Raw genomic sequence first — 23,375 nt, 5'->3', positions numbered from 1 at the left:
ACACTGAGGCTGGCCGTCGCAGGACGGTCAGTCTTTTGTTGTGTCCGGAGAACGATCGGTGGAGGTGATCAGCGGTGCTGCAGGATGTGTTGACCTACGCGGGTATCGCGGTGTTCGCCTGTTCGGGCGCGCTGGTCGGTATTCGCAAAGACTTCGACCTCTTCGGGATCCTGTCGATGGGTGCGGCCACCGGTGTCGGTGGTGGCGTGATCTGCGACCTCCTTCTCGACATCACGCCGCCCTCCTCGGTGCAGAATTGGCCGAATCTGACCATCGCCTTGATCTCCGGGCTGCTCACCTTCTTCTTTCACCCGGCGTTCAAGAAGTTGTTCCCGGCGATCATGGTCCTCGACGCTATCGGTATGGGCGTGTTCGCGGTGTCGGGGGCGTTGCTCGCCCTCGAGCACGACGCGAGCGCGATGGCCGCGGTCTTGATCGGAATCACCATGGCGGTCGGGGGTGGTGTCCTGCGCGACGTCCTTGCCCGCGAGGTCCCGATGCTATTGCGCCCGACCGACCTGTACGCGGTGCCGGCGATGTGCGGCGCGATCGCGGTGGTGATCGTCGACGGTCTCGGCTGGCCGCAGTGGACCGGGTTGGTCAGCGGTGCGGCGGCGGCGACCTTGTTGCGGATTGCGAGCCTGCAGTTCAAGTGGCACCTGCCGATGGCCCCGCAACGTCGATCCTGACCTGATTAACTCCGGGCGCGCCGGTCGATTACTCAGCGCTCTCTCAGCAGGTCACGTAAGACTGTTGTCATGCGCATTCTTGTTGTGGACGACGATCGCGCCGTTCGCGAATCTCTGCGCCGGTCCCTGACGTTCAACGGGTACACGGTGATCACTGCTGGAGACGGTGTCGAAGCTCTGGAAAAAATCACCAGCGAGCGGCCCGACGCGGTGGTGCTCGACGTCATGATGCCGCGGCTGGACGGCCTGGAAGTTTGCCGTCGACTCCGCAGCACCGGTGATGATCTGCCGATCCTGGTCCTCACCGCACGCGACTCGGTGTCCGAGCGCGTGGCCGGTCTCGACGCCGGCGCCGATGACTATCTACCCAAGCCGTTTGCTCTCGAAGAACTTCTGGCGCGGATGCGGGCGTTGATGCGCCGCGCCGCAACCGAACCCCTGCCGGACTCCGAGGCGATGACCTTTGAGGACCTCACGATGGATCCGGTTACTCGGGACGTCACCCGTGGTGAACGGTCGATCAGCCTGACGCGCACAGAGTTTGCGCTTCTGGAGATGCTGATGGCCAACCCGCGCCGCGTCCTGACCCGCAGCCGCATCCTGGAAGAGGTGTGGGGCTACGACTTTCCCACCTCGGGTAACGCCCTCGAGGTCTATGTGGGCTATCTGCGTCGGAAGACCGAGGCCGAGGGCGAGATTCGACTCATCCACACCGTGCGGGGCGTTGGTTACGTCCTGCGGGAGACCCCGCCGTAGATCGTGAGCTGTGCACCGTGAGTTTCTATCACCGGCATTCGACTCAGATGGAGTCGATCACGCCGCAACGTCCGACCAACCTGGTCCCCGACAACGAACTGCCCCGGCAGATGCGCAAGCCGATGCCGCTGACCCGCACCATCTCTCTGCGCTGGCGCATCACCATCCTGGCCGCCACCGTTGTCGGCATCGCGGTGGCCGTCATGGCCGCCGCCGCTTTTGCCGTGGTGTACCGGGCCATGTACGCCGATGTCGACTCTCAGCTGACCAACCGGGCCAACGGGATGACCGAGTTGGCCCGCATCGGTGTGCTCGACGATTCACCCGAGTCGCTGGTGGCCGGCACCGTGTACTCCACGGACATGTCGGTGGCGTTGGTGATGCCCGGCGGACGGGGTTTCCAGATCGGAAGTGTGCCGTACGGCGACCCCGAACAAGAGGTGGTCGACGGCAAAGCCGAGTCGTCGCTGCGGACCGCGCACAACCAGCGGGTGCTGGCGCGCAAGCTGGTGGACGGCAACACCCTGATCATCTCGCAGAGTCTCGGTGATACCGACGAAGTGCTCGGGCGGCTGGCCTGGGTGCTGGGGGTGATCGGCGGCTGCGGCATCATCCTGGCGGCGGTGGCCGGAACAACCGTTGCCAGAGCGGGTTTGCGGCCGGTGGCGCGTTTGACCAGAGCCGCCGAACGGGTGGCGAGAACCGATGACCTGACCCCGATTCCGGTGGTCGGCAATGACGAGTTGGCAAGGCTCACCGAGAGTTTCAACCTAATGCTGCGGGCGCTGGCCGAATCACGAGACCGGCAGTCCCGACTGGTCGCCGACGCCGGCCACGAATTGCGGACGCCCTTGACGTCGCTGCGGACCAACCTCGAGTTGATGATCGCGTCGTCGGAGCCGGGGGCCCGCGCGGTTCCGGCCTCGGACATGGCCGAGCTGCGCGCCGATCTGATGGCGCAGATCGAGGAGCTCTCCACGTTGGTAGGCGATCTCGTCGACCTGGCGCGGGAAGACGCGCCTGAAGTGGTCCACGAGGAGATCGACCTGTCCGAGGTCATCGACCGCTCACTGGAACGGGTCCGCCGTCGCCGCACCGATGTGGACTTCTCCGTCCAGGTCAGTCCCTGGTTTGTGTTCGGTGAGAGCGCCGGACTATCGCGCGCGGTCCTCAACGTTCTCGACAATGCGGCCAAGTGGAGCCCGCCCGGATGCCCGGTGGTGGTGAAGCTGACACAGGTCGAGCCCCGGCGGGCTGAGCTGACCGTCGCCGATGCCGGTCCGGGTATCCCTCCGGAAGACCGGGAGCTGATCTTCGAACGCTTCTACCGGTCGACCGCGGCCCGGTCGATGCCCGGCTCCGGACTCGGACTCGCGATCGTCCGTCAGGTGGTCGTTCGACACGGTGGAACGGTGGTCGCCGGTCAGTCCGACGCGGGTGGCGCTCTGCTGACGATCAGCCTGCCCGGGTTGCCGACCGCCGCCGAGATCGCACCGCGCGTCGTTCAGCAGTAATACCCCGCGTCGCAGTTCCCGCACCGGTGTTCGTCGCTACCGTCATTCGAGCGATTGATCTGCGCCCGTCATTTCGGAAACCAGTGTGACAATTGATGGGCAACCTACAGCGCTGTCTCAGCCACATCTCAGGCCGACGTAGCAGGGTATGTAGCAGTGCCGGGTTGGTCGGCATCGGAGCGCATCGGTGCGCCTGGCAGAAAGCAAGCGGAGAACATGGTCGGCAACAACGAGAACGAACGCGGATCCAACACCCCTGAGGGTGAAGGATTCTCGAATCAACGGGACTTCGGTGGTCCCACCGGACCGGCGGGACGGGCGCCGGGTGGTGACAATCCGTACAACCCGACCACGTCGTTCGATCCCCGGTCGGCGCAGCAGCCCACATCGGGTGAGCCGACCACCAACCTCGGGCCCGCCGCATACGGCCGGCCGGCCGGTCAGGGAAGCAATCCGTATGGTGCGCAGCCGAATTCGTACTCGCAGCCCGCGCCTTATGGGCAGCAGGCGCCGTATGCCGGGTATGGAGCAACCGCTACCGGAAGCAACCCGACAAGCCAATTCGCTGCTCCTGGCGCGTCTTTCGCGACCGGCCCGCAGTCGTACCCCGCGACGGGATCGGTGCCCGCATCGAAACCTGCCGGACGATCGGGTGGATTCAAGGCCGGCCTCGCCGCCGCCGCAGTGGCGGTGGCCCTCGTCGCCGGTGGTGTGGGCGGTGTTGTGGGCGCGAATATTTCGGACAACGCGTCCGGTACATCCAGCAGCAGCGACGTTCTCGGCGGCGACCGCGACACCTCGCAACCGGTGTCGGCTCCCGCGGGTTCCACTCAGGCGGTCGCACAGAAGGTGCTCCCGTCGGTGGTGACCATCCAGGTCATCGGTAGTCAGGCATCGGGCTCGGGTTCCGGCGTGGTGCTCACCGAAGACGGCACGATCATGACCAACAACCACGTGGTCGCAGGCGCCGGCTCCAATCCCCAGGTGATCGTGGTTTTCAGTGACGGCAGCACCGCCGACGCGACGATCGTCGGGGCCGACCCGATCTCTGACATCGCAGTGATCAAGGTCGACAAGACCGGACTCACCCCGATTCAGATCGGTACTTCTGACAATCTGGCTGTCGGCCAGGAAGTGATCGCGATCGGCGCCCCGCTGGGACTCGATGGCACGGTGACCACGGGCATCATCAGCGCGCTCAACCGTCCGGTGTCGACGCAGGGCGAAGAGAGCGGGCAGGCGTCGGTGATGGACGCGATCCAGACCGACGCGGCCATCAACCCCGGTAACTCGGGCGGTGCACTGGTGAACGCGAACGGTGCCCTGATCGGTATCAACTCGGCCATCGCCAGCCTTTCGGAGGGCGAGACCGGCGGCAGCATCGGCCTCGGGTTCGCGATTCCGGTGAATCAGGCGATGCGAATCGCGAATGAACTCGAGCAGACAGGCAAGGCCACCCAGGCGGGCCTGGGTGTGTCCGTCCGTTCGGGTGCACCAGCTGCTGACGAACCGGGTGCGCTGATCAGCGAGGTCCAGCCGGGTGGCGCGGCGGCCGATGCCGGTATCCCCAACGGGGCACTGGTCACCAAGGTCAACGATCGGGTGATCGCCTCGGGCGATGCGCTGATCGCGGCAGTTCGGTCGCACGCACCTGGCGACAAGGTCAAGGTCACTTATGAGGTGAACGGACAGAGCAAGACAGTCGAGGTCACCCTTGACACCCTGAATACCGGAGGCAGATAGCAACGTGAAAATCCCAGACCCGGCAATCAATGATCTGAAACTGACGGACACTGCAGTAGTGGGACGGCTGCAAGCAGTGTCGGTCATTCCGACCGATAGAGTTCATCTCGGAGATAGTGACATCTCCGAGCTGGGAATCGGTGAGGCCGATGTGGTTGCGGCAGATGCCGCGGCCGCACGACTTGCCGCCCAGGCGGGCGAGATCGAGGCGGAAGGAATTCGGATGAGGTCGTTGAACTTGGCCGACGAGGATCTGGGACGAGCGCTGGTTGTCATCGTCGACGATCGAGCCGCGCACGGCGAGGATCAAACTCTGATCGGGCCGCTGGTGAGTGAGCTGCTCGAGGAGGCGGGTTTTCACGTCGACGCGGTAGTCGCTGTGGAATCCGACGAGGTCGAGATCCGTACCGCGCTCAACACCGCCGTGATCGGTGGTGTCGACCTGGTGATTTCTGTTGGCGCCGTGGGTGTCGGGGGACGAGATGTTGCGCCGGAGGCGACCGCAGATCTCCTCGACCGCAAACTGCCGGGTATCGAAGAGGCCTTGCGCAGTTCGGGCTTGGCGGCCGGCGCAATGGATGCGGGTCTGTCGCGTGGTCTGGCCGGAATCTCAGGTCAGACGATTGTTGTGAACCTCGCCAATTCGCGGGCCGCGGTACGCGATGGAATGGCCACCATCACCCCGATGGCAAAACATCTCATCGCCTCGATCACCAACTTCTGAGTTCGATTGTCATGGTGGAGAAATCGGTAGGCAAGCGAAAGATATCGCGCGAGGAACTGGACCGGATTTTCGGCGATGACCTGCCCGAAACCACCCGCGATGAGCGACCGTTACGCCAACGTGACGAAGGTCACACAAGTGTTGATATGCAGTCAGACGAATGGTTTCTCGCCAATCGACCGCCACATCACGAGTGAATTGCGTTTCCGTCACAGCCAGGTCCAGCATGTTTCCCAACTGTTAACTGAACATCATTCAAGATGACGAAGATCCGCTGCCCTGCAGCGGATCTTCGCTTTTGTGACACGGCTGCTGCTAACTGTTGCTTGCGTTCGACCAGCACACTAACGTTCGGCTCGATACGTCCAGTACCAGTGCGGGGGCTGGAAGTGTCCCGCGAGCTGCCCCCGAGGGTGTTCGTGGAAGGACTGAAACGTGCGAGCGGATTTAACTTCTGGGAAATATCGGGCTTTGCGCCCGTAAACTTCCAGCGGGTGATTCCGACCAATCGTCAGGTCACTTCAGGCTCACGATTTGGTTGAGTTTGGATTACACAGCAATCCTGTGAGAGGGAACGAATGAGCAAGTTCAGCATGCGCCGCGTTGTCGGGGCTGGAGCCATTACCGCGGTTGCCGCCATCGGCCTGGCCAGCATGGGAGCCGGAAACGCTGCCGCAGGGCCGCTGGCCGACGGCAGCAAAGTCACCTCGGGCGTCGATGGCAAGGTGGTCAAGATCGAGCGCACCGGCGAGAGTGCGTACCCGGTTCAGTCGGTCGCCAACAATGGTGCCGGCCGCGCTGCCGAGGTCAATGGCAAGGTCAAGGTCTACTCGGGTGGTACATCCGGCACGCTGACCACCGGCTACATCGTCGGTTGCCAGATCGACATCACGGGCCTTTCGGGCACCCTCGGCGGCAGCCTCAATATCGTGAACTTGTTGGCTGGGGCGCCGACGGGCGGACTGTCCGGGTCGTTCACGTTTCCGCTGAAGCCCGGTCAAGCCGTCTTCGTGTCGCTGGGCAGCCAGGCTTTCGCCGGTAACGATGCGTCGATCCAGTACCAGAGCGTGGGCATCGACGTGCAGCAGTGTGGCGGCTACGCCCAGGCGCGGGCGTACTCGACGGTGACCACCACGGGTGACTACGTCATCAAGTCGACCCTCTACGGCCAGCCGTTCAGCCTCAACTCCTAGTCGGCAGATCATTCCGCCTAAGTCTTGTAACACTTTTATCTGCCGCAAGCAGATTGATATTTCCGTAAGGGGAATCATGAAGAACACAACCTCGCGCCGTCTCGCGGCGGCCGCCGGACTCGCCGGTGTGTCCGCTGTGGCGCTCGCCGCCATGGGAACCGGTGCTGCTGCCGCCGGCGCGCTCCCCGGTGGCACGACCACCCAGACCCTCGACGACGGCACCAAGGTGACCGTCCGTCTGTTCGATGAGAGCTCCACCATCACCCCGTCGATGGCCGCCACCCCGGCCAGCCGCAACGTTTGGCTCGATGGCAAGATCGCCGTCAACATCGACGGGGGCGCCAAAGGCGGCAAGATCGAATCCGGATACGTCGTCGGTTGCCAGCTCAACTTCGGGGCTACTGCAGGCGCAAGCGGTGGCGCGACGGTAAATCCAGCTGCTGATCCTCCGATAGCGGTTATTCCGTCGGGGACTGGAGTCCCCACCAGCACAGGTGGCTTCACGCTGGGTCCCGGTCAGGCAACGACCGTCGCGTTCTTCAGCGATGACAAAGGCAAGAACGCCGGCTTCGAATTCAAGGGTGCAACCGGTGGTCTGGCCTACAACCAGGAAACATTTGCTGTCTACGGCTGCGCCGGCTTCGCAGAGGCCAAGGCCTATGTGAAGGTGACCGTCAAGACCAAGTCGACCACGGGCATCGTGACCCTGTGGGGCGCGCCGTTCAGCATCGGCTGATAGCACGCCTTCGCAATAACTGAACAACAACAAAAGCCGGGATGCCGCAAGGTGTCCCGGCTTTTGCTGTTTCAGCTATGCGACCCGACGTGAACGCCAGCGCCACCAGGGGTCGGCAACTCACATCGCTAAGGGTCTGGCGGTTGCTGCTTCCCAAACCGGAATCGATATACACTTCACCACCCGCGGCGACCTCGTGCGCAGACCGAAAGCCGGCGACGCAGCCAGCCGGTTGCCCTGCCAACTCGCCAATCTCCCGCGACCCTCGTTCTGAGCATCGACGACGTCGGCCACCTCAGGCCAGGTGGTCAGCCGGCGATACGAAAAGGCTCCACGATCAGCACAGCATCTTGTACATCTTTCGACGTCGACGGTGCCCCGAGGGTTTTCGTTGGAAACTCAAGATTTGGAACGCACTTTAACATCTGGGAAACATCGGGATTGTCGCCCGTTAACGAACCCGTTGCAGGATTCTGACCAGCCATCAGGTCACTTCAGGCTCACGATTTGGTTGAGTTTGGATCACACAGCAATCCTGTGAGAGGGAACGAATGAGCAAGTTCAGCATGTTCGGTCTACGCCGCGTTGTCGGCGCTGGAGCCATTACCGCGGTTGCCGCCATCGGTCTGGCCAGCATGGGAGCCGGTAACGCTGCCGCAGGGCCGCTGGCTTCGGGCAGCAAGGTCACCGAAGGTATCGATGGCACCGTGGTCAAGATCGAGCGCACCGGCGAGAGCGCGTACCCGGTTCCGTCGCTGGCCAACAACGGTGCCGGTCGCGCCGCGGAGGTCAACGGCAAGGTCAAGGTCTACTCGGGCGGCTCGGCGGGCACGCTGACCACCGGCTACATCGTCGGTTGCCAGATCGATATCACCGGATTCTCGGGCGGACTGGGCGGCAGCCTGGACATCCTCTCGGGTACGGCAGGTCTGTCCGGATCCATCTCGGTCCCGTTGAGCCCTGGTGAAGCTGTGTTCGTGTCACTCGGCAGCAAGGACTTCGACGGGAACGACGCGTCGATCCAGTATCAGAGCCAAGGCATCGACGTGCAGCAGTGCGGCGGCTACGCCCAGGCACGTGCCTACTCGACCGTGGTCACCACCGGTGACTTCGTTGTGAAGTCGACTCTTTATGGCCAGCCCTTCAGCCTGAACTGATCGTCCGCAGATCATCCCGCCCAAGTCTTGAAACACTTTTATCTGCCGCAAGCAGATTGATATTTCCGTAAGGGGAATCATGAAGAACACAACCTCGCGCCGTCTCGCGGCGGCCGCCGGTATCGCCGGTGTGTCCGCTGTGGCGCTCGCCTCCATGGGAACCGGTGCTGCTGCCGCCGGCGCACTCCCAGGTGGCAAGACCGTCCAGACCCTCGACGATGGCACCACGGTGACCGTCAGCCTGTTCGGGGAGAGCGTTGACATCAACCCGGCGATGTCGGCCATCCCGACCAGCCGCAACGTGTGGCTCGACGGCAAGATCGCCGTCAACATCTCCGGCGGTGCCGAAGGCGGCAGCATCGAGGCCGGCTACATCGTTGGTTGCCAGCTCAACTTCGGCGCAAACGCCGGCGCGGGCGCTGGCGTGAGTGTAAGTCCTTCCACTGATCCTGCTGAAGGTATTCCTTGGGCGGACGGGGGTACCCCAGGAGTCTCCGGTGGCTTCGAGCTGTCTCCCGGTGAGGCAACCTACGTCGCTTTCTTCAGCGATGACAGCGGTGACAACTCCGGCTTCGATTTCGAGGGCGCCACCGGTGGTCTGGCCTACAGCCAGGAAACCTTCGCTGTGCACGGCTGCGCCGGCTTCGCTGAAGCCAAGGCGTATGTCAAGGTAACCGTCGAGACCGAGTCGACCACCGGCATCGTCACGCTCTACGGCAAGCCGTTCAGCATCGGCTGATAGCACGCCTTCGCAAGAACTGAACAACAACAAAAGCCGGGACGCCGCAAGGTGTCCCGGCTTTTGCTGTTCCAGCCATACGATCGGGCGAAGCGACGTGAATTGCCGCTCTTGCACTCTCGAATGCCGCGTCGAATTACGAACGGGGACGGGTAATTTCGGGGGACGAACACAAACACCGACCGCACAGTGGGACTGTGCGGTCGGTGTTTGTTTAGGTCGGTGCTCGGACTACTGGCTGTGGCGTCCGGGGCCGTCGTCGGAGCGTTCGGGCGGCGGTCGGTAGCCCGGAGGAGGTCCGGTCAGTGGGTCGGGTCGGTAACCGGGTCCCGCAGGGCCGTAGTCGGGTGGCCCGTACTGGGGCGGTCCCGGACGCTGCGGGGGCTGGTTCGGGTTGTAGCCGGGAGGAGGACCTGCCGGCTGCTGGGAGCCTGGCAGGGGGCCGCTCAGCGGATCATTCTGTCGTGGCGGTGGGCCCGCGGGTGGCTGATAGCCGGGCGGGGGACCTTGCGCGTACGACGGCGGGGGACCGGACTGCTCAGGTTGGGCGGAGAACTTCTGGGTGCCTGCCGCGGACACGCCGAGGCCTGCGACTCCAGCGGACGTCGGTTCCTCGTTCGCCCGCTCGATGAAGGCTTCGTCCTTGTCGGAGTGCTCGCTCTTGGCAGCGGCGATCTTCGCCTTTTCCTCGACCGGATCCTTGCCTTGCAGAATGTCGCGGATCTCGGTGAGCAATTCGGATTCGGACAAGGCGATTGCATCGTCGCCGTCTCGGGCGGCGTACGCCTTGAGCTTTTCGTAGGGCATGACGATGACGAAGTAGACGATCGAAGCGATGATCAGAAAATTGATGATCGCGGTGATCAATCCACCGATATCCACGAATGTTTCGGGATTGCCATCCTTGATGGTGAATCCGAGACCCTCGGCCGCATCGGTGCCTCCGAGTGAATTGATCAGAGGTTCAATGATGTTCGAGGAGAATGCAGTCACGATCGCGGTGAATGCTGCACCGACGACGACGGCAACGGCCAGGTCGACGACATTTCCTCGCATGAGGAAGTCTTTGAAACCCTTTAACATGTTGTGGTCCATCCCATCTGGGAAATCGCGCGTATGCTTTGGGACATTTTTCGATCTTAACCATCTATCGACTTCGATGGTGGATGGAACATGCGCATTCAGTGAAAGACCACGGTGATCGGCGCGGCGAGTGTCGCGCCCGCGACGCGGTGCGCATCGTGCTCGGGCATGGCCAAGATCACCGGTCGGGCGTCTCGGCCAGATCGTGTGCTGCTGGGCGCATAAACCAGCGCTACCACCGCGTTCTTCGCCAAAACCGATGGTGAGGAAGATGCGTCGTCGCTGTCCGCTTCATTGATACTGAGGACGTCCACGACGTCTCCTTCGCGGAGCAGATCCACCACGGATGAATCGGACAGGGTGACCGGGACCAGCCGCGCATCGTCGCGGCCCAAGAGTGCGGCGGGCAGGCGGCTCGACAAGATTCGGGTGTCGGTGAACATCTCACCCGGATGGACCGGTCCGGTGACCGTTTGTTCGACCAGTTGTGCGGGGTCGGTGATCGCGCCCGTGGGAATCGCGGTCGCATCTACGGTGCGAAAGTCGAGATCGTCGGAGGTCAGACGGACTCCGGGTGCCAGTTCGCGGGCGGCGACAACAACCGATTGCAGTTCGTCATCTCGGTGAGCGGTCAGGGCGGCGACCACGGCAACGACGAGAAGAGCCACCGCGCATGCCCGCCGGACCAGTAGGGACCGGGTCCAGCCGGGGCGAAGCGCATGTCTCAAGCGGTCGACAGCGGTGGGGCTGAGTGGATTGCGGTCGGGCATGGCCGAACGCTAAGTCAACGGGGCGACGAGATCCGCTGACCGGCCGCTCGCGCGGCCGGGATGTGGGCAGGCCTTGTAACTGTGGACAAACGTCCGTCAGGAAGCTGCTGCGGCCGGGGTGCTCGAGGTCGAGGAACTACTCGACGAGCTGCTGCTCGAGTCGCTCGACGATGACGTCGAGGTCGATTCCTTCTTGGTCGAGGAGTCGCTGCTGGAGCTCGGTTCGCTGCTGGTCGATGTCGACCGGCTGTCGTTGCGATAGAAGCCGCTGCCCTTGAAGACGATCCCGACACTGTTGAACAGTTTCCGCAGCTTACCGGCACATTGCGGGCACTCCGTCAGCGAGTTGTCGCTGAACGACTGCACGATGTCGAAGCGGTTGTCGCACTGTGTACAGGCATACGAATAAGTGGGCACCGAGGACCTCCGAAGTGTTTAGCCGAGAACGTTGTGGATTCTACAGCGAAGTTGGCACTCTACGTTAACGAGTGCCAAGGTCAGGTTGTTCCCAGGCGGTGGAAACCCCCGGACGGCGTCAGGCTCCAGCCCATCGGCACGTCCAGGGCGTCCCCGGGAATCTCGTCGAGGACCTCATGGTCATAGACAACTGCCACCAGGCGTTTTGTATCGATTGACTGGAGCGAACGGTCGTAATAGCCCGCACCGCGACCGAGCCGGTTTCCACTTCGATCGACGGCGAGGGCGGGGACCAAGATCAGATCGGCGGAATTGATCACACTGCCCGGTTGGGGGGCTCCGGCGGGTTCGAGCAGGCCGAAGCGGCCGACGGTGAGTGACTCGGGACCGTCGTAACCCGCCCAGCTCAGTGGAGACGGATCTCCGGGGCCGACGATCGGCAGCAGCACCCGATGTCGCTGATCACGCAGGGCGTCGAGCATCGCGACCGAACCGGGCTCGGTACCGATCGGGACGTAGGCAGCAATCGTGGCCTCTGGCCCGATCTCCGGTTGGCCGGCGACTCCCAGACGGGTAATCCACGTCACAAAGGTGGCGTTCGTGGCGGCTCTGACCTGCGGTGACATACCTTCGCGCACGCCTTGCAGGTGTTGTCGCAAGGTGTACTTCTTATTTTTGATGGGTACAAGCCTCTCGTGGGAAGCGGTCTGCCGATAGGTTTATCTGTGGATGCCGTAGTGGAGCAACGTAGGGTGGAAAATGATTGAAGCGCAGATGAAGCCGACCGACGAGGTCGAATACGAGTCGGTACCCGGAACACCCCCTATTCCGAGGACTGCAATTGTCCCCGCTGCCGGTTTGGGAACACGTTTTCTCCCCGCGACCAAAACAGTCCCGAAAGAGCTCCTCCCCGTTGTTGATACACCGGGTATCGAGTTGGTGGCAGAAGAAGCAAAGGCCGCCGGAGCCGAACGATTGCTGATTATCACCTCGCCCGGCAAAGACGGGGTCGTGGCACACTTCGTCGAGGACCTCGTTCTCGAACACACGCTGGAGGCGCGCGGCAAGGACACCATGCTGGCGAAGGTTCGCAACGCACCGTCGTTGCTGGAGGTCGCATCGGTGGTTCAGGACAAACCACTCGGACTGGGTCACGCGGTCGGTTGCGTCGAGGCAATGCTCGACGACGATGAGGACGCGGTGGCCGTGCTACTGCCCGACGACCTCGTCATGCCCTCTGGCGTGCTCGAAGTGATGGCCCGGACCCGCGCGAAGCGTGGCGGCACCGTTCTCTGTGCCATCGAGGTCCCCACCGACAAGATCAGCGCGTACGGCGTGTTCGACGTCGAGGAACTCCCAGACGCCACGAACCCAAACGTCATGAAGCTCAAAGGCATGGTCGAGAAGCCGAAGGCCGAAGACGCGCCGTCGAACTACGCGGCGGCCGGCCGGTACATCCTCGACCGCGCGATCTTTGATGCGCTCCGTCGCATCCAGCCGGGTGCGGGTGGCGAACTGCAGCTCACCGACGCGATCGCACTCCTGATCGAAGAGGGTCATCCGGTCCACGTGGTGGTGCATCGCGGAACCCGTCACGACCTCGGTAACCCGGGTGGCTACCTGAAGGCGTCGGTGGATCTTGCCCTCGACCGCGACGACTATGGTCCCGAACTCCGGGAGTGGCTGATTCAGCGTCTCGGCTTCTGAGACTTTTCGACACAAGGTGCCCGAACTGCCGGGTCCGTGAACCGACGCGGCCGTCGAAACCCGCTAACGTCAAGCCTGACGTGTGTGCAGACTCCCGTGCCATTCCGGGCTACGTGGTCTGATCGCGGGGGAGAGGAGATTATCGGTGCGTTCGGTGGAGGATCAGCTGAGTCGGGTGACCGCTGCAGCGGTGGCGCCTCGGCCGGTACGCGTGGCGATCTCCGAATCCCAAGGTTTGCTGTGTGCCGAGGACGTGACGGCCGACCGGCCGCTTCCCGGTTTTGATCAGTCGGCCATCGACGGCTACGCGGTGCGCAGTGTCGATGTCGCCGATGCGGGCAGTATCGCCGGCGACGATTCCGAGTCACCGGGGGATCACGTGATCGTGGTCCTTCCGGTGGTCGGTGAACTCAAGGCCGGTTCGCGGACTCCGACCCGGCTGCAACCCCGCCAGGCGGTCCGTGTGGAAACCGGTGCCCCGTTGCCGACGCTGGCAGACGCCGTGGTTCCGCGCCGCTGGACCGATGGCGGTCTGCCGAAGGTGCGCGTCGGTCATGCAGTGCGCAGCGGACAGTACGTCCGCCATGAGGGCGCCGATGTGCAGCCCGGTGATGTCGCGGTGCGCGCGGGGACGATCATCGGCCCGGCCCAGGTGGGTTTGCTCGCTGCCGTCGGATGCGAGCGGGTCCTGGTCCATCCGCGACCGCGGTTGTCGGTGATCTCGGTCGGTGGAGAGCTGGTCGACATCGATCGCACTGCCGGTGGCGGGCAGGTCTATGACGTCAACAGTTATGCGATCGCAGCTGCCGCACGTGATGCCGGCGCCGACGTGAACCGCGTCGGTATCGCCGACAAAGAACCGACCCAGCTGCGCGAAATCGTTGAAGGACAACTCATTCGGTCCGAGATCGTGGTGATCACCGGTCCCGTCGGCGGGGCTGCGTCCGAAACGATCAAGGAAGCGCTCGCCGAACTCGGTGACCTCGAGATCACCCGAATCGCGATGTACCCGGCGTCCGTTCAGGGTTTCGGACAGCTCGGCCGTGATGAGGTGCCGACATTCTTGTTGCCGTCGAATCCGGTCAGCGCCCTTGTTGCCTTCGAGGTGATGGTGCGCCCGCTCATCCGGATCGCGATGGGCAAACGCCAGCCGATGCGCCGAGTGGTGCGCGCGCGGACCGTCGGTGCGATCACGTCGGTCGAAGGTCGTCGGGGATATCTCCGCGGACAGTTGATGCGCGACGAGCAGACCGGCGAGTATCTCGCACAAGTGATTTCAGCCCCTGACGGTGGCTCACATCTGCTGGCCGGCTTGGCCGAGGCCAACTGTCTGGTGATCATCGAACCCGAGGACGTGGAGTTGCGGCCCGGCGACGAGGTTGATGTGGCGTTCCTGGCGCAGCGCGGGTAAGACTGCAACTGTGCGTGCCTGGAGCAGAGGGGATACGTCTCGGCGGGGGTGGCCCGCGAAGTTGGGTCCGATCGGTGTCGAGGGTGGCACACTCACGGTTCGGGCTGTTCGGTTGCGTGATGCGCGCGCGTGGAGTCGACTGCGGATCGAGAACCAGAACTCGCTGATGCCATGGGAACCGACCGGTTCGGGATTGTGGTCGGCCCGGCACAATCCCGCGGCCTGGCCCGGATTGCACTCTGTGCTCCGCGCCGAGGCCAAGGCGGGGAACATGCTGCCGATGGTCATCGAACTCGACGGCGAATACTGCGGACAACTCACCGTCGGCAACATCCAGCGGGGTGCGCTGCGCAATGCGTGGATCGGCTACTGGGTCGATTCCGCGGTCACCGGTCGCGGAGTGGCCACCGGCGCACTGGCTCTCGGTGTCGACCACTGCTTCTCCACTGTCGGCCTCCATCGGCTCGAAGCGACAGTCCAGCCCGAGAACGCGGCGTCGTTGTCGGTGCTCCACAAAGTGGGGTTCCGCGACGAAGGGCTGCTCAAGTGGTACATGGATGTCAACGGAGCGTGGCGTGACCACCTGCTCCTGGCATTGACCGTCGAAGAAAATTCCGGGACCGCCGTCGAAAGGCTTGTGCGAGCGGGCCGGGCAACGTTCTGAGTTCGGTTGGCTGCGAGTCGGGTCAGTCGAGAAAGTTGGTTGTTTCCTGGCTGTACGTGGACACAAGGTTGCCGCCCGAGAAGGTAAGGACATCCTCGAGAGTGAACGTAGTGGGGTTGAAAGTCATGTCGAACGCGGGCCGTCCGCTGCCGGCAACCACCGGATAGGTCTTGACCACCAATAGGTCTATCTGCGGAATCAGCTGGCCGGCGAGGTTTCCGCCCCCGGCGAGGTAGATGTCGAGGTCGGAGTCCTCGTGTTTGAGCCTGTCGACAGCAGCGGCGGGATCGTCTCGGATCACCGTGATCGCCGGATCATCGACACTTAGCTCCCGGGACACCACGTATTGGTCGAGATGTGGGTACGGACTCGTGATGTCCTGGGCCAACGCCGGTTCGTAGGTCCGGCGACCCATCACGATGCTGTCGAACTTTGACAGCGGTGCATCAGCGATTCCGGCCTGTGCACGAACATGACCCGGTAGAGCGTCGCCGAACTCGTCCATCATCCACTGCATGTAGTCGTCGGAGATCGGGTAGAAATCCACCTCATCAGCGGGCCCGGCAATGTAGCCATCGATCGTAATTCCGATGTAGTACACAAGTTTTCGCATCAGCTCCGCCTATGTTTGGTCCGGTCGCTGCCGAGGGTAGCGGGTGAAGGGGTGGTGAACGAGGCGATTGTCGCGCGTGGCGTGGACCGTGCGCGGTGTGTCCGGGTCGACAAATCGCCGACTTGTCGGCGCGTCTGCGCTGTTGGGGCGGGCTCTGGCAATAGCCTGGCTTGGAGCGCTTGTTACGGGAGTGACGAACGCGCACTCGGCTGAACGGTCGAGCGAGGTTGCCGAAGGGAAGGAGCTGCCCATGCCGAATTCGCTGTTGTGGGTGTGTCTGGTGGCGATCTGGCTTTTTGTTTTGGTGCCGATGGTCGTGAAGTCGCGACCGACCGTGCGCAAGACAAGTGACGCAGCGCTGTCGACGCGTGTGCTCCACCGTGGCGGACGGAACATTGCAAAGACCAAACGACGCATGGCCTCTGGCCGGCACCCACACGACGCCGAGTGGGAACCGCCGGTCCGCGAGTACCGCAAGGTTGTTGTGACCGGTGGAACCGCAACGGCGGTCAAGGAAGCCGACGTTGATGTTGATGAGGTCGACGACGTTGATGTCGTGGACGCCGAGACGACGGATGCACCAGAGGCCGACAAGACTCCCGTGATGAAAAAGGTTGCAGTCGAAGCAGACTCCGCAGCTGATGACGACTCCGACGAGGTCGAGGGCGACAGCGACACTGACATCGAGGCAGAGGCGGACGACAAGGCAGACGTTGACGTTGTCGACGGCGCTGATGATCTCGAAGACGCCGAATCAGACGATGACGACGCCGTCGCCGAGAGCGAAGACGAACTCGACGAAGACTCCGAAGATGCTGAACTCGAAGATGCTGAGTACGACGACGACCTCGAAGACGACGACTACGAGGATGACGCCGAATACGACGACCTCGAAGACGATGCTGACGAAGACGACGCCGACGAGGAAGTGGTCGAAGACAATTCGGCCCGACGCACCCGTCGTGGCGGCTTCGATCCCGAGGCCGAACGCGAACGCAGCGACAAGCGCTACCGGTTCCGCCAGCGTGTGATGGTCCTGCTGGGTGTGCTCGCACTGCTCAGCGTTGGAGCGGGCGTCCTGCTCGGTACGGTCGGGTGGATCGCCACTGCGGTGTTGGTCGTCGGACTGGTCGGCTACATGTTCTTCCTGCGCCGCGCAGTACGCAATGAGCAGCGGATCTTCCAGCAGCGGATGCGTCGTCTCGCCCGTGCACGCCGTGAGGAAGAAGAGCGTCGCGCGCATCCGGAAGTCGACCCCCGCGCCGACATCCCGGCCCGCCTGCGCCGCCCCGGAGCGATCGTTCTGGAGATCGACGACGAAGACCCGATCTTCGATCATCTGCCCAGCTACGAGCACGTTGCACGCATCGACGACATCGATCGCGAACATTCCTACCGACGGGTTGTGGGCCAATAACCGGCCAGTGTTAACCTGTTCAAGTTGCTCGCGAGGGCAACGAAGGGGCTATAGCGCAGTTGGTAGCGCGTCTCGTTCGCATCGAGAAGGTCAGGGGTTCGATTCCCCTTAGCTCCACTCCAAATTCCCGGTCAGAGGCATATTTGCCTACTGGTGTTACTTCATCCTTTGGCTTACTGTCCGCAGGAATTGTGTCAGCACCCTTTTGGTCTCATTTGGCATCAAGCACATGCTGACCTCTTGGCGGTGGATGTCGGCGGACGCCTACGCGATTGCCGGTTGTCAGAGATCGTGTGGTGCGCCCAGCGGAACCGGCGTTGACCCCTCTCGTGTTCCGCTGAGGGGTCGGCACAGCACCGAACGCCATCAGTGATGTTAACCGCGTAGCAGTCCGTCGCGGCTGTTGGTGAACACGAACTCGCCCCCCGCCACTTGGGTGAACCTTCGTCGTAGAGCTTGTCGGTGGGCCGCGTTATCCTGGGAACATACTTTCGAAGAGTTGATCCGGGGGGGTCGATGTCGGATACACCAGCAGCCACGTCGGTTCCGGACGCGGTCAGTGCGGCCGCCGAGGTCGAGGCGGCGATCGAGCGGCTCCTGGCTGCCGATCTGTCGGTGTTGTCCGATGAGCAGAGCGCCCGGCTGGTGGAGAAGATTGAGGTCGGATCACGGAAGTTGTCGTATGCCGGGCTGACTGCCGCGGCCGGGATCGATGCCCGCCGGGCGTACGCGAAAGCCGGGTATCCCTCGACGTACGGGTTTTTGAAAGGTCAACTGCGCCTGGGTGATGGTGCTGTCAAACGCCGGATCGCGGCGATGAACAATCTCGTTACCCGGATCACTCCGACTGGTGATGTTCTCGATCCGGTGTGTCCGGCCACCTCAGAGTTGCTGCGGCGGGGGGTGATTGATCTCGACCACATCCACGCAGTCTTGGGCACTCTCGACGAGATCCCGTCGAATATTGCGGCTGAGGAACGCGAGAGCGCGGAGCGGACGATGGCAGGGTTTGCTGCCGACTTCACCCCGACCCGGCTGTCTGCGCTGGGTGATCGGCTGATCGCGCATCTCAATCCGGACGGGTCGTTGACCGACGAGGGTGATCGGGTCCGCAAACGCAGCCTGCACCGTGGGCGGCAGGATAAAGATCTGATGGGCAAGATCACTGGTCGTCTCGATCCCACGACGCTGGCGTTGTTCGATGTGTTGCTGGCTATTTGGGCTGCGCCCGGTATGAACGATCCGGGCAACCCTGACTCGCCGTCGGGTGCTGCTGATGATCCGGGGATCGATGCCGAGGTGCTGCGGGCGGCGGCGCAACTGGACTGCCGTAGCCAGGATCAGCGCAACCACGATGCCCTCTCGGCGATGCTGAAGTATCTGATTTCCTCTGGTCAGCTCGGTAACACTCACAATGGTCTGCCGGCGCAGTTGATCATCTCGTTGAGCAAGGCTGACCTGGAGGCCGCAGCGGGTGTGGCGCACACCGCGACAGGGGTGGACATTCCGGTCGAGGACTTGGTGGATCTGGCCGCTGACTGCGATCCGAATCTGGCGGTGTTCAAAGACGGTTCCAGTGAGGTCCTTTATTACGGGCGGGCGCGCCGGGGTGCTTCGATGTGGCAGCGGATGGCGATGGTCGCCGCCCAGCGCGGTTGTACCCACCCGGGTTGTGATCAACCTGCGGCGTGGTCTCAGGCCCACCATGGCGCACAGGATTGGGCTGATGGCGGGTTGACCGATATCGACAGTCTGGCCTGGGCGTGTGGGCCGCACAACCGGATGGTCGGGGACGGACCCGGTCAATGGCGAACGTTTGTTGTTCCTGATGGACCCGATGCGGGCAAGATCGCTTGGGTTCCACCGGAATACATCGACCCTGAACGTAAACCCAGAATCAACCGAGTCCACCATCCCGATGAAGCATTGCAGCGGGCGCGCGAGGCGATCCTGGCCGAACGCCGCGAGGCGGCTGCCGCGCGAGAACGAGAGCTCCGCGGAGAAGCGCCCGGCGAGTGCGACTCCGATCCCGACCCACCCGAGGTGGATGATCCATCGCCACACTAGGTACCGCGAATGGTCACTCGGCATCGTCGCGCTGGTGGGTGCGACGCCAGGAGGTTGTCGGCGGTGCAGGGTGCACACGTGTCCTGCGCGAATATGGTGTCCCAGTCAAACTCGAACTGACACCATTCGATTTTGAACTCGTGGTCGCTGATGGCTGCCGATCGTTGGCGCTGTTGAGGGGCTACGGATCATGTAGTGGAGGAGCATGATTCGTGTTTGCGGCGTTGCGCCAGATTGGGCGGTTGCGGTGCAACTGCGTACCCCCTACGTACCCAAATGGTCACTGAGCAGTCCGGCCGTCAAGCCGGTCAGCCGGGGTTGCGGGTCTTGGTAGGGCCAGTTGTTCTTCCCCCGGACGTTGTGAACAGTGACGTGTCCGAGGCTGCACGAGTTCGGCCAGACCGATCAGGCTGGATCTGGTGAGGGCCGCGATAGGCTGGGGATGCAGTTGATATCCGCGCTCTTAGTCGATCGAGGCAGGCCATGGCCGAGAACGATCCACAGACGACCCAGCGCGATGTCGTCGTCGACATTGCTGGGGAGCTGGTCGCTGCGGGTTTCGGTGACCCGGATCTGATCGGTCAGGGTGGCTTCGGCGCGGTCTATCGCTGTTCGCAGCCGGGGCTGGATCGGGTGGTGGCGGTGAAGGTTCTTGCCGATCATCTGGATGAGGGCAATCTTGAGCGGTTCGTGCGCGAGCAGCGCGCGATGGGCCGGCTGTCCGGGCATCCCAATATCGTCAACGTACTCGAGGTGGGCAGCACCCCGGGAGGCCATCCGTTCATCGTGATGCAGTATCACCCGCACGATTCCCTTGATGCGCTTATCCGCAATCACGGGCCCCTGAACTGGCCAGAGGTGCTGCGTCTGGGCGTCAAGGTGGCCGGCGCCCTGGAGACAGCGCACCGCACCGGCACGCTGCATCGTGATGTGAAACCGGGAAACATCCTGCTCACCGAGTACGGCGAGCCGCAGCTGACGGACTTCGGTATCGCCCGCATCATCGATGGTTTCGAAACCAGTGCTGACATCGTCACCGGATCTCCGGCGTTCACCGCTCCGGAGTTGCTGACCGGCGCAGACCCGTCGGTCGCCTCAGATATCTATGGCCTGGGTGCCACGTTGTTCTGCGCTCTGACCGGTCACGCGGCGTTCGAGCGGCGCAGTGGGGAGCAGGTGGTCGCCCATTTCCTGCGGATCGCCGCCGAACCACTTCCCGACTTGAAGGAAACCGGTATCCCGCACCAGGTGGCCAGGGCCATCGAACAGGCGATGGCCCGCGAGCCCGACGACCGCCCGGCGTCGGTCGCCGCATACGGCGAACTGTTGCGCGAGGCGCAGCGAGAGCTGGGAGTCGCAGTGGATGAGATGGCGCTGCCGTCGGGCCGCTCGGCGGATCCGATCGCGGTGGGGACCGGTATGGGGACAGAGCGGCGGGTGCGTTCGGGGATCATCACCTCGCCGCCGACACCGTCGACGAAGTTTCGTCCGCCGCTGCGACTGCGTGCTCAGGTTCCCCGAGTGCATCTGATGGAGACCCTGCGTGCCGGAGCGTGGCGACGATTGGTTTTGATCCATGCGCCCGTGGGTTATGGGAAAACAACGGTCGCCGTTCAGTGGGCGGAGGAACTCGCAGGTTCCGGTGTCCCGGTGGCGTGGTTGACGGTCGACGACGATGACAACGATCCGGGTCGATTCCTGGCCAACCTCGTGGAAGCGCTGCGGCGCGCGAAACCCGAGATCGTGGGTGATCTCGCCGAGGTCGTAGAGGAGCACGGCGGAGAGGCCGAGCAATATGTGCTGACCTCGCTGATCAACGAGATTCATGAGCGTGGTGAGCGGATCTCGGTCATCGTCGATGACTGGCATCGGGTCACCGACTCGCGGTCCATCGGTGCGTTGGCTTTTTTGCTCGAACACAGTTGTCATCACCTGCAGGTGATCATCACCAGCCGTACTCGATCTGGCCTACCGATCAGCCGGATGCGGGTCAACGACGAACTCGTCGAGCTCGACATCGCCGGGTTGTGTTTCGACGCCGACGAAGCGCGATCCTTTCTGTTGGATGTGTCCGGGTTGGATCTTCGCAACGATGAGGTGGCGCAGCTGTGCGATTCGACGGACGGGTGGGCGGCGGCACTGCAGCTTGCAACGTTGTCCCTGCGTGGCTCGAAGACGCCGTCGGATCTGATCAGTCGTATTTCGGGCCGGCATCACGCAATCGGCGACTTCCTCGCTGAGAATGTGTTGTCCACCTTGGAACCGGAGATGGTGGACTTTCTTCTCGCGGTGTCGGTACCGGAACGCATCTGCGCGGGTTTGGCGTCTGCGTTGAGTGCGCAACCATCTGGGCAGGCGTTGCTGGAGGACGTCGAGGCGCGAGATCTGTTCCTGCAGAGGCTGGATGAGGACGGGGACTGGTTCCGGTTCCATCCGTTGTTCGGTGAGTTCCTGCGCCGTCGTCTCGAACGCGATCGACCGGATTCGGTCTCGTCGTTGCACCGCAAGGCATCTGAGTGGTTTGCCGAGCACGCGATGGTGGTCGAGGCCGTCGAGCATGCGCTGGCCGCCGGCGACACCGAGCGTGCCATCACGCTGCTGGAGGTCGACGGTCGAACGTTGATCGAGCAGTCGCATATGGTGACGGTGCTCGCGATGGTGGACAAGCTGCCGCCCGCTGCGGTCGCCGCGAGTCCGCGGATTCAGTTGTGGCTCGGCTGGGCCCGCACGCTGCTCCGCCATTCCGATCTCGCCGACGCGGCACTGGCACGAGTGGACACCGCGCTCGCGCAGATGCCCGAGTCAGATAGCGCGGTGACCGAGATGAGGTGGGAAGCGGCCGTCATCGCAGCGTGCAACGGCGCCAACGCCGATCGCTTCGAGCGCTTCGACCGCCTCGATGACCTGATTGCCGATCCGGCCTCGGAACCGGAAAACTTGCCACCGTTTGTGGCTTCCCTCATGGCGAACATCCGGACAATGAGCGCGACACTTCGGTTCGACTTCGACGAAGCGCACCGATGGCAGCAGTGGGCGACCCCGTATCACGAACAGCTCGCTGGCCGTTCCACAGTGATGTACGGCTCGGCACTCGACGGAATCGTCTACTCCGAACAGCTCGACCTGGCCGGGGCGGAGCGATGTTTCCGGCGAGCGTTCCAGATTGCCTCGAGAAACGGGCTGTCCACACAGTCACACTTGGCCCGCATTGCGAGCGCACTCCTCGCGCAGGTTCGGTACGAACGCGGAGATACGGCGGAGGCCGGTGCACTGCTCGATGCGAGCTTCAAACTCGACTCCGAAGAAGGCGTGGTCGACATGATCCAGGCGCGGTACGTGATCGGCGCGAAGGTGGCGCTGATACGCGGAGACAAAGGTGCGGCAGTGGAGCTTCTCGATCAGGCGGTGGATATCGCCGAACGCCTCGATGTGCCACGGTTGCGGGCGTTTGTCGAGGCTGAGCAAGTCACGCTCAATCTCCCGTCCCGGCGCGGGATCAGGTCTCGTGTGGATCATGCCCGCCGTGCCGGATCACCGGCGGGTGTGGCCGCCATCGTTGCGCAGCTCGACGAGGAGGTCGCTATTCGGTTGTTACTCAACGAGTCCGGCGATCACGGCGTGACCGACGACCGCGCCCTGGCGTGCACGTGGGCGCAAGAATGGGTCGATCGGCTAGATGGAAGCGGCCGGCAGCGCGCGGCGTTGCGTGCCGAGCGGCTGTTGGCCACCTGCCTGTCGGTGGCAGGTCGATCCGACGAGGCACAGCGTCATTCCACCGCGGTACTGGCGACCTGTGCCCAGGCCGGGATGATCCGATTTCCGCTCGACGGTGGTGAGACGTTTCGCAGGCTGGTACTGCAGATCAAATCGGATCTGGACGAAGACCGTCAGGCGACCACGCCCGAAGTGCCGCTGTCGTTCCTGGAGACCGTCCTTGCGCACTCAGAACCCGCGCCCTAGGACCGCCTGCAACGG

General features: G+C 63.2%; 20 protein-coding genes and 1 tRNA gene. 16 read left to right on the top strand and 5 right to left on the bottom strand.

The window, feature by feature from the left end:
• Positions 1 to 74 precede the first annotated feature (74 nt).
• The 9 genes from H290_RS0123335 to H290_RS0123290 all read left to right on the top strand — a co-directional run bounded on the left by H290_RS0123335 (position 75) and on the right by H290_RS0123290 (position 9,251).
• Entirely contained in the window at positions 75 to 689 is a 615-nt protein-coding gene (locus H290_RS0123335) for a trimeric intracellular cation channel family protein (protein WP_020109265.1), read from the top strand.
• A 69-nt stretch (positions 690 to 758) separates the two neighbouring features.
• Positions 759 to 1,445: a response regulator transcription factor gene (locus tag H290_RS0123330; protein WP_020109264.1), complete on the top strand. Its 687-nt coding sequence runs from the start codon at positions 759 to 761 to the stop codon at positions 1,443 to 1,445.
• A 47-nt stretch (positions 1,446 to 1,492) separates the two neighbouring features.
• Complete coding sequence (locus tag H290_RS0123325) at positions 1,493 to 2,959, top strand: HAMP domain-containing sensor histidine kinase (RefSeq protein WP_020109263.1); 1,467 nt, start codon at positions 1,493 to 1,495, stop codon at positions 2,957 to 2,959.
• Positions 2,960 to 3,175: 216 nt separating this feature from the next.
• A complete protein-coding gene (locus tag H290_RS29550) occupies positions 3,176 to 4,702 on the top strand; it encodes a trypsin-like peptidase domain-containing protein (protein ID WP_020109262.1) in 1,527 nt (508 codons plus the stop codon).
• A 58-nt stretch (positions 4,703 to 4,760) separates the two neighbouring features.
• Positions 4,761 to 5,426, top strand: a complete 666-nt coding sequence (locus H290_RS0123315; RefSeq protein ID WP_231373815.1) for a molybdenum cofactor biosynthesis protein B — start codon at positions 4,761 to 4,763, stop codon at positions 5,424 to 5,426.
• A 578-nt stretch (positions 5,427 to 6,004) separates the two neighbouring features.
• Positions 6,005 to 6,619, top strand: coding sequence for an MspA family porin (locus tag H290_RS0123305; RefSeq protein ID WP_020109259.1), 615 nt, complete (start codon positions 6,005 to 6,007; stop codon positions 6,617 to 6,619).
• A gap of 76 nt (positions 6,620 to 6,695) precedes the next feature.
• Positions 6,696 to 7,355 carry an MspA family porin gene (locus H290_RS0123300; protein ID WP_020109258.1) on the top strand — a complete coding sequence of 220 codons (660 nt, stop codon included), beginning with the start codon at positions 6,696 to 6,698 and terminating at the stop codon, positions 7,353 to 7,355.
• Between the two features lie 551 nt (positions 7,356 to 7,906).
• Positions 7,907 to 8,512, top strand: a complete 606-nt coding sequence (locus H290_RS0123295) for an MspA family porin (protein ID WP_020109257.1) — start codon at positions 7,907 to 7,909, stop codon at positions 8,510 to 8,512.
• 79 nt (positions 8,513 to 8,591) lie between these two features.
• A complete protein-coding gene (locus H290_RS0123290; protein WP_020109256.1) occupies positions 8,592 to 9,251 on the top strand; it encodes an MspA family porin in 660 nt (219 codons plus the stop codon).
• A gap of 231 nt (positions 9,252 to 9,482) precedes the next feature.
• Here the strand turns inward: H290_RS0123290 and mscL are convergent, their stop codons facing one another.
• From mscL to H290_RS0123270, 4 genes are all read right to left on the bottom strand, one after another.
• Complete coding sequence (gene mscL, locus H290_RS0123285) at positions 9,483 to 10,334, bottom strand: large conductance mechanosensitive channel protein MscL (protein WP_028463594.1); 852 nt, start codon at positions 10,332 to 10,334, stop codon at positions 9,483 to 9,485.
• Positions 10,335 to 10,432: 98 nt separating this feature from the next.
• The gene (locus tag H290_RS0123280; RefSeq protein ID WP_020109254.1) at positions 10,433 to 11,104 is read right to left on the bottom strand and encodes an SAF domain-containing protein; all 672 of its coding nucleotides are present in this window, start codon (positions 11,102 to 11,104) and stop codon (positions 10,433 to 10,435) included.
• A 96-nt stretch (positions 11,105 to 11,200) separates the two neighbouring features.
• Positions 11,201 to 11,521 (bottom strand): FmdB family zinc ribbon protein, encoded by a 321-nt coding sequence (locus tag H290_RS30920; RefSeq protein WP_081631695.1) that lies wholly within the window; start codon positions 11,519 to 11,521, stop codon positions 11,201 to 11,203.
• An 80-nt stretch (positions 11,522 to 11,601) separates the two neighbouring features.
• The gene (locus tag H290_RS0123270; protein ID WP_036519981.1) at positions 11,602 to 12,201 is read right to left on the bottom strand and encodes a 5-formyltetrahydrofolate cyclo-ligase; all 600 of its coding nucleotides are present in this window, start codon (positions 12,199 to 12,201) and stop codon (positions 11,602 to 11,604) included.
• 79 nt (positions 12,202 to 12,280) lie between these two features.
• Here H290_RS0123270 and H290_RS0123265 point away from each other — a divergent pair, with 79 nt between their 5' ends.
• The 3 genes from H290_RS0123265 (at position 12,281) to H290_RS0123255 (ending at position 15,303) form a co-directional block, all read left to right on the top strand.
• Complete coding sequence (locus H290_RS0123265) at positions 12,281 to 13,228, top strand: UTP--glucose-1-phosphate uridylyltransferase (RefSeq protein WP_231373814.1); 948 nt, start codon at positions 12,281 to 12,283, stop codon at positions 13,226 to 13,228.
• Between the two features lie 145 nt (positions 13,229 to 13,373).
• On the top strand, positions 13,374 to 14,639 hold the full coding sequence (gene glp / locus H290_RS0123260; RefSeq protein WP_020109250.1) for a gephyrin-like molybdotransferase Glp: 1,266 nt from the start codon (positions 13,374 to 13,376) through the stop codon (positions 14,637 to 14,639).
• Between the two features lie 61 nt (positions 14,640 to 14,700).
• Positions 14,701 to 15,303, top strand: a complete 603-nt coding sequence (locus H290_RS0123255) for a GNAT family N-acetyltransferase (RefSeq protein ID WP_020109249.1) — start codon at positions 14,701 to 14,703, stop codon at positions 15,301 to 15,303.
• Positions 15,304 to 15,325: 22 nt separating this feature from the next.
• Here H290_RS0123255 and H290_RS0123250 read toward each other — a convergent pair whose 3' ends face one another.
• Positions 15,326 to 15,916 (bottom strand): dihydrofolate reductase family protein, encoded by a 591-nt coding sequence (locus tag H290_RS0123250; RefSeq protein ID WP_020109248.1) that lies wholly within the window; start codon positions 15,914 to 15,916, stop codon positions 15,326 to 15,328.
• A 250-nt stretch (positions 15,917 to 16,166) separates the two neighbouring features.
• On the opposite strand from H290_RS0123250, the gene glpR reads away from it, so the two are divergent.
• The 4 genes from glpR (at position 16,167) to H290_RS0123230 (ending at position 23,360) form a co-directional block, all read left to right on the top strand.
• On the top strand, positions 16,167 to 17,333 hold the full coding sequence (gene glpR / locus H290_RS0123245; protein WP_028463591.1) for a gephyrin-like molybdotransferase receptor GlpR: 1,167 nt from the start codon (positions 16,167 to 16,169) through the stop codon (positions 17,331 to 17,333).
• Positions 17,334 to 17,377: 44 nt separating this feature from the next.
• Positions 17,378 to 17,450, top strand: a tRNA-Ala gene (locus H290_RS0123240).
• Between the two features lie 399 nt (positions 17,451 to 17,849).
• Positions 17,850 to 19,400, top strand: a complete 1,551-nt coding sequence (locus tag H290_RS29545) for an HNH endonuclease signature motif containing protein (RefSeq protein ID WP_020109246.1) — start codon at positions 17,850 to 17,852, stop codon at positions 19,398 to 19,400.
• Between the two features lie 483 nt (positions 19,401 to 19,883).
• The gene (locus tag H290_RS0123230; protein WP_020109245.1) at positions 19,884 to 23,360 is read left to right on the top strand and encodes a serine/threonine-protein kinase; all 3,477 of its coding nucleotides are present in this window, start codon (positions 19,884 to 19,886) and stop codon (positions 23,358 to 23,360) included.
• Positions 23,361 to 23,375 lie beyond the last annotated feature (15 nt).

It is taken from the genome of Nocardia sp. 348MFTsu5.1 (assembly GCF_000383535.1).
Taxonomy (GTDB): domain Bacteria; phylum Actinomycetota; class Actinomycetes; order Mycobacteriales; family Mycobacteriaceae; genus Williamsia; species Williamsia faeni.
The sequence above is the reverse complement of the archived record's forward strand: the minus strand, read 5'-3'. Positions and strand labels throughout refer to the sequence as shown.